Origin of the sequence: Actinophytocola sp. (genome assembly GCF_036002505.1) — a bacterium.
GTDB lineage: Bacteria > Actinomycetota > Actinomycetes > Mycobacteriales > Pseudonocardiaceae > DASYTH01.
In genome coordinates, this window is record NZ_DASYTH010000394.1 from 1 (window position 1) to 6806 (window position 6806).

The window sequence follows — 6806 nt, forward strand, 5'->3', positions numbered from 1 at the left end:
CCGCCACCATGATGAGGGCGGCCGACGTGATGACCCGGGCGGTGCCCGAGACGCCCCGCACGATCGCCGTGCGGTTCTCGCCGGTGCGTAGGTACTCCTCGCGCACGCGCGACAGGAGGAACACCTCGTAGTCCATCGACAGGCCGAACAGGATCGCGAACAGGAACATCGGGATGAACGACACGATCGGTACGGTCGCCTCCAGCCCGGTCACCGCGGCGCCCCAGCCCCACTGGAACACCGCGACCATGATGCCGTAGGTCGCGCCGATGCTCAGCAGGTTCAGCAGCACCGCCTTCAGCGGCGCGAGCACCGACCGGAACACCAGCATGAGCAGCACGAACGACAGCGCCAGCACGGCGGCCACGAATACCGGCAGGCGTTGGCTGGTCCGCTGGCCCACATCGGACAGGCTCGCCGCGGCGCCGCCTACGTGGGCGCTCGCCGGGCCTCGCCCGACAACGGTGGGCAGGACGTCGCCGCGCAGCCGGACGACGGTGTCGGCCGTGGCCCGATCCTGCGGGCCGGTGGTCGGGAAGACCACGAGGGTCGCGATCCCGGTGGCGTGATCGACCAGCGGCGGCGCGACCGACGCGATGCCTGGGTCCGCCGCGACCGCCGCGACGAGCCGGTCCAGCACCCGCGGGTCGCCGGCGAGGTCCGCGGCGACGATGAGGGGACCGTTGGTGCCCGGGCCGAACCCCTCAGCGACGAGGTCGTACGCGCGGCGTTCGGTGCGGCTCTCCGGCAGCGAGCCGTCGTCGGGTAGGCCGACGCGCAGGCCGAGCATGGGCAGCGTCGCGGCCAGCAGCAGCCCGGCCGCGCCGATCGCGTACGGCACCGGGTGCCGGGTGACGTGCCCGATCCAGCGTCGCCACCCGGGCGCGGGGACGGCGCCCGCCGCCGCGACCCGATGCCGTCCGAACCGGCCCGGCGTCCCGACCCGGAGGGCGCGGCCGAGCCAGCCGACGCGGGCGAGGCGCGGCCCGGCGGCGCCGAGGAACGCCGGCAGCAGCGTCACCGACGCGACCACCATGATCAGGACGACGACCGAGACCGCGAGCCCGCCCGCCGTCATGAACGGCACGTTCGCGACCGCCATGCCGAGGATCGAGACCACGACCGTGCCGCCGGCGAAGACCACGGGTCGCCCGGCCGTGGCCACCGCCCGCCCGGCCGCCTCGTGGGGCTCGACCCCGTGTGCGAGGTACTCCCGGTGCCGGGCGAGCACGAAAAGCGCGTAGTCGATGCCCACCCCGAGCCCGACCATGCTGCCGAGCACCGGTGCGAAGGTGGGGATCTCCGTCATCCCCGCGAGTACCGTCATCGTGGCGACCCCGACGGTCAGCCCGAAGACGGCCATGCCGATCGGCAGCGCGGCCGCGACGAGCGAGCCGAACGCCAGGAACAGGATCGCGGCCGCGGCGAGGATGCCGATCAGCTCACTGGCGCCGCCGCCGGCGTCGGAGAAGACGTAGAAGAGCTCCCCGCCCATCTCGATGCGCAGTGGCATATCCCGGCGCAGCCGGTCGCCGAGGTCGACAAGAGCGTCGAGGTCCTTTGTCGACAGCCGGCTCTGGTCGAGATACTGCACCCGGACGACGGCGATCCGGCCGTCGGCCGAGACCAGCCCGCCCCGCACGGCGGCATCCCCGTCCAGGTCGAGCGCGCCCGCCGGGTCGCTCGTGCCGAGCACGTGCGGGAGTCGCCGCGCCTCGGCCTGCAGCCGCGCGAGGGCGGTACGGGCGGTGCCGTGGTCGAAGAACGTCGCCCCACTGTCGAGCGGGGTGACGACCACCTGGGCGGTCATCCCCTCCTGACCGGTGCCGGCCCGCTCGATCAGCTCGGCGGCGCGCCCCGAGTCCAGTCCCGGAGCGGTCACCGAGTCCGCGGTCCGCCCGCCGAAGGCGATCGCGGCGACGACCGTGAGCGCGGCGGCGAGCAGCCACGCCGCGATCACCCGCCACGGGTGCCGGGCCGCGCTCCCGCCCAGACGGGAGAGGGTTTTCGAAAGCATCTGATCCTCCAACCACCTCGTCGGCCGACTCGGTACGGCCGTCGATGCCGAGGTTCGTCACGGCGGCGCTTCCGGACATCGGCTCGGGAGCCGCGGATCTGCCCGTCCCCGGGCTGAGGGTGGCCCCGTTCTTTTGGCCGATGTGCGGCGCGGCGCGCTCCGTAGGCTGAAAGCCGTGCTGCGAGACGACCTGCGAACGCTCTGGACCGAGCCGCGGCCGCCCGGCGCGCCGGCCCGGGTGTGGCGGGACTGGGCGCTGCTCGCCGCGGGCCTGGGCGGTGTGGTGCTGGAGACCGCGCTGCGGCAGGACGTCGTGTGGCGGCCGGTGGCGGTGGTCTTCGCCGTCTGGCTATGCGCGCTGACGATGTGGCGGCGGACCCGCCCGCTGGCGATGGTCGTGCTCGGGTTCGGCGCGATGATCGTGCTCGAGCTGGCCTCGCTGGTGGCCACCCCGCGGGAGCCGGTCGGCCTGTACAGCAGCCTGATCCTGCTCGTGCTGGTGTATGCGTTGCCCCGATGGGGATCGGGACGCGAAGTCGTGCTGGGGGGCGCGGTGATCCTCGCGGCCTTCGCGCTGTCGGTCGTCACGGACAACACTCCGGTCGTCGACCAGATCGTGGGCTTCGCGTTCCTGCTCCTGCCCGGGGTCATCGGGGCGTCCGTGCGCTTCCGGGCGACCGTTCGCGAGCGGCAGCTGGAGCAGGTGCGCTCCCGCGAGCGAGAGCGACTCGCCCGCGAACTGCACGACACGGTGGCGCACCACGTCTCGGCCATGGTGATCCGCGCGCAGGCCGGCCGGGTGGTCGCGGGCACCGACCCGGCCGGTGCTGTCGAGGCGCTGGAGGGCGTCGAGGAGGAGGGGGCGCGCACGCTGGAGGAAATGCGCGCCATGGTCGCTGCGCTGCGGGACGGCGGGGCGGGTGCCGAGCTGGCGCCGCCAGCCGGCGTCGCCGACCTGGAGCGCCTGGTGCGCGCCCCGGGCGGTCGGCTCAGGGTCGACCTGAACCTCGATGGCGAACTGGACGCGCTCCCCCCAGCCGTGGACTCGGCGGTCTACCGCATCGTGCAGGAGTCGATGACCAACGCCATGCGGCATGCGGTCGACGCGACCGAGGTCGCCGTCCGTATCACCGGAGAACCCCAGCGGGTACGGGTGACGGTTCGGGACGACGGCGCGCGGGCGAGCCGAGGTCGCGACGGGTACGGCCTTGCCGGGCTGCGTGAACGAGCTGCCCTACTCGGCGGGGAGCTACGGGCCGGTCCGGGTGCCGACCAGGGCTGGTGCGTCGAGGCCGAGCTGCCCCGGGGGAGGTCGGACAGCGGTGTCCATCCGCGTCCTCGTCGCTGATGACCAGGCGATCATCCGTACCGGGCTGCGGATCATGCTGGACGCCCAGCACGATGTCGAGGTGGTCGGCGAGGCGGCCGACGGGCGCGAGGCGGTACGCCTGGCCCGCGACCTGCGGCCCGACGTCTGCCTGTTCGACATCCGGATGCCCGTGCTCGACGGGCTGGCGGCCACCCGGCTGCTCGCCGGCCCGGGCGTCGCCGACCCGATGGTCGTGGTGGTGATCACCACCTTCGATCTCGACGAGTACGTCTACGGCGCCCTGCGCGCCGGCGCCCGCGGATTCCTGCTCAAGGACGCAGGGCCGGAGCTGCTGGCGCAAGCCATCCGGTCGGCCGCCGACGGGGAGGCGCTCATCGCGCCCAGCCTCACCGTGCGCCTGTTGCAGGCGTTCGCGGACGCACCGGCCGGGCGGCCCGCCGCGCAACCGATCTCCCCGGTCACCGCCCGCGAGGAGGATGTGCTGCTCGCCGTCGCCCGGGGCCTGACCAACACCGAGATCGCCGATTCACTGCACATCAGCTTGAGTACGGTGAAGACGCACCTGGCGAGCCTGATGGCCAAGCTCGGCGCCCGCAACCGGGTGGAGATCGCCATGTGGGCCTACGAAACCCGCCGGATCATCCCGGGAACCTGAGCCCTACGACGCCGCTTGCGAAGGCCGGGCCCCTTCCAGGTACCTCGCTCGCCGGGTACCGACCCCCGGACGGGCCTGCGCACAGGGCGGCGCGCTGTTGCTGGCGGTGGTGGCCGCCGGGGCGGCGGGGACGGTCCGCAGCTCATCGGCGGGCTCGGCAGGATCACGGTGATGCGGGTGGGCGGTGGCCGGCAGCGGACCCGCCCGGATCGGATGTTGGCGGCGAGGCGTGCACGGTCAAGGACAACCGGGCTGTCTGCGCCGGTGCGGGGGTTCGCGCCACCGGAGCGCGGCTACGATGCGCGACCGCCGGCGGCGGGCGCCCCGGCTTGTGCGGAAGATTGGTGCCTGCCCGGGGCGCCACCAATCTTCCGCGTAGGCGACCGGGGTCGGCCGGTGGTGACGGCGGGTGACAGCGATGCGGTGGGTAACTCCGCCGGTACCACGCCGCGCCGGCAGCGGTGCCAGGAATCACCGTGCTCTGCGCCGGAAACCTCGAGGCCCCAAAGGGCTTACGAAGCACTCCTTAGCTTGTTCTTTAACCTGGGCGGTGCTTCTGCTCGTCCAGGGTGAGGGCCCGTTTCGTGGTTTTGCCGACGTCGTGGTGGGTTGCGGGTCTGCGGTTCTTCGACCCGGGCGGGCGCCCGGGACCGGCGGTGCTGGGTTTCGGTGCACCGGCCGGTCGGGTGGTCTTCGGGCGCAGGTTCCGAAACCCACGCCGTACGCGTGCTGGGGTGAGCCGGCCCGCGGGTGCGGGACGTTCCAGGGCCGACGCAGATCCTGGGCGAGGTGCCGGGCGAGGCGAAGCTGGGTATGGCCGGCGATCACGAGCCAGGTCCACCGGTCCGCGGCGTGCGGGTCGCGCAGCTTCGGGGCGGTCCAACCCAGGGTCTGCTTGAACAGCCGGAAGGTGTGTTCCAGGTCGAAGCGGCGCAGAAACGTCTGCCACAGCCGATCGACATGAGACGGTGACGCGCCGGTGCGCGAAGACCACAGCCACAACGGTTTCGGGTCCCGGTCGCCGGGCAGGTGATCCACGGACAACCGGATCAAGGTGCCTTCCAACACCGGCAGATCACCCTGATGCTGCAGCCACGCAGCCCGGCGGGTCAGCCGCGGATGCAACCGATCCCAGGCTTGGGCCTCGGCGATGCCGTAACGGCTGGTCTCGGTGACCGTGACCGCGTCCGCACCCGGCCAGGTGTCGGGGTCGGCGAGGTGGAACTCACCACCGTGCTTCGGGGGCCGACCGATCGCCCCGGCAAGCCGAGCGGGTGCGGGCCGTCGCAGCACCCGATCGGAGCGCACCCGTCCGAGGACCTCGACCGGCAGATCCGCCAGCAGGAACGCCAGCCGGGCCAGGTCGTAGCCCGAGTCGAATACGGCCAGCACGTCCGGATCACCGGGATGCCACTGCCCGGCCGTGATCAGGCGGTGCAGCACCTGACGGACCTGCTCGGCGGTCACCGCGGCGACGTCATCGTCCGGACCCAGCCGGACCGCGTCCAGGACCGCGGTCCACGAGGTGCGGCCGGGCTCCAACGCGGCCACGAACGAATACGGCCAGCCCGGAATGAACTGGTCCTGACTGCGGCCGCGGCCATACACGTGGCAGAACAACCGGTCGGGGCTGGTCACCGCGTCCGGGCGCAGCCACGCGCTGACATCGACGGCCAGCATCAGCCGGCCGTCACCGGCGCGGGGCAGCGACAGCCCGGCCAGCGCGGTCCGTAACCGCTGCACGTCGATCCGGCCGTGGTTGAGCCCGTCATACATGGCGCCGTGCCCCCGCCGGTGTTCCGGCGCCAACGTCAACCCCACCAACGATTTCACCGGGCCGTCGCTGCACAGCAGCGCGTCGGTCAACTCGAACAACGCATCCGGTCGCCCGGTGAAGCACCGGTGCAACTCGCACCGGAACCGGTCCAGCTCCCCGAACGCATCCACCGGACCCGCGTCATGCACACTATTCACCGAGACAGCCCTTGGTCATTGATGCTCTTCCCTAGACAAGAAGATCATCAACCAAGGGCTGTTCCATGATCCACCAGGGGTCATCACCGACCCTCAAGGGTTAAACAACAAGCTTAGAGCCTGGTAAATAAGGGGTTCAGGCATCGGTGGGCCGGGCGCCTATCGACGATCGTGCCTGTGTGCGGCGTGGCGGGATGACATGAGGAAGGGCCTTCGGTACGTGCACAGGTGACTAGCCAGCACCAGCCGAAGGCCCAACCCTGTCTGTATACCTTGTCGCCGGCGTCGCGGCATCTGCCACCCCGGCCACTCTCGCCGATCACCTGCCGACCGTCCGGCCCCGGCACTATCCGTCCGACACCAGCGACGCCGAATGGGCGGTACTCGCCCCGCACGTCCCCGCCGGCACCGGTCGGGGCCCGACCGATCGTCTACCCGCGCCGCGACGTCGTCGACGCGATCCGTTACCTCGACCGGACCGGCTGCCAATGGGACGCCCTGCCGGCTGACTTCCCGCACCACAAGCTCGTCTACCACTACTTCCGGGCCTGGAGCGCCGACGGCACCCTGACCCGGATGCACAACGGGCTGCGCGAACAGGTCCGCCACCGGGTCGAGGGCCGGGACCGGCAGCCGACGGCGGCGCTGGTCGACTCGCAGTCAGTGCGCGGCGCGGAGACCGTCGCCCGGCCCAGCCGCGGCTACGACGCCGGGAAAGAAGATCAACGGCCGTTATCTGGAGCCCGTGCTGGCCTGTCTTTGATGTGTTCCAAGCGCGCCGGGGGTCCCCCAACTCCTGTGGTGGATGCGGTTATCTGCCGCCGTCCATC

Annotated in this window: 5 protein-coding genes; 3 read left to right on the forward strand and 2 right to left on the reverse strand. The window is 72.0% G+C overall.

Features of this window, described 5'->3' with window-relative positions; translation table 11 throughout:
- The coding region (locus tag VGR06_RS34340) for an MMPL family transporter (protein ID WP_327563357.1) at positions 1 to 2017 on the reverse strand (2017 nt) is incomplete at its 3' end.
- Positions 2018 to 2192: 175 nt separating this feature from the next.
- Here VGR06_RS34340 and VGR06_RS34345 point away from each other — a divergent pair.
- Together VGR06_RS34345 and VGR06_RS34350 are read left to right on the forward strand one after the other, a co-directional pair.
- The gene (locus VGR06_RS34345; RefSeq protein WP_327563358.1) at positions 2193 to 3365 is read left to right on the forward strand and encodes a sensor histidine kinase; all 1173 of its coding nucleotides are present in this window, start codon (positions 2193 to 2195) and stop codon (positions 3363 to 3365) included.
- Positions 3340 to 4002: a response regulator transcription factor gene (locus VGR06_RS34350; protein ID WP_327563359.1), complete on the forward strand. Its 663-nt coding sequence runs from the start codon at positions 3340 to 3342 to the stop codon at positions 4000 to 4002. The genes VGR06_RS34345 and VGR06_RS34350 overlap by 26 nt, the downstream gene beginning before the upstream one ends.
- Positions 4003 to 4473: 471 nt before the next feature.
- Here the strand turns inward: VGR06_RS34350 and VGR06_RS34355 are convergent, their stop codons facing one another.
- On the reverse strand, positions 4474 to 5967 hold the full coding sequence (locus tag VGR06_RS34355) for an NF041680 family putative transposase (RefSeq protein ID WP_327563360.1): 1494 nt from the start codon (positions 5965 to 5967) through the stop codon (positions 4474 to 4476).
- A gap of 237 nt (positions 5968 to 6204) precedes the next feature.
- Between VGR06_RS34355 and VGR06_RS34360 the strand changes: the two genes are divergently transcribed.
- A partial coding sequence (locus VGR06_RS34360) for a transposase (protein WP_327563361.1) occupies positions 6205 to 6806 on the forward strand: 602 nt, incomplete at its 3' end.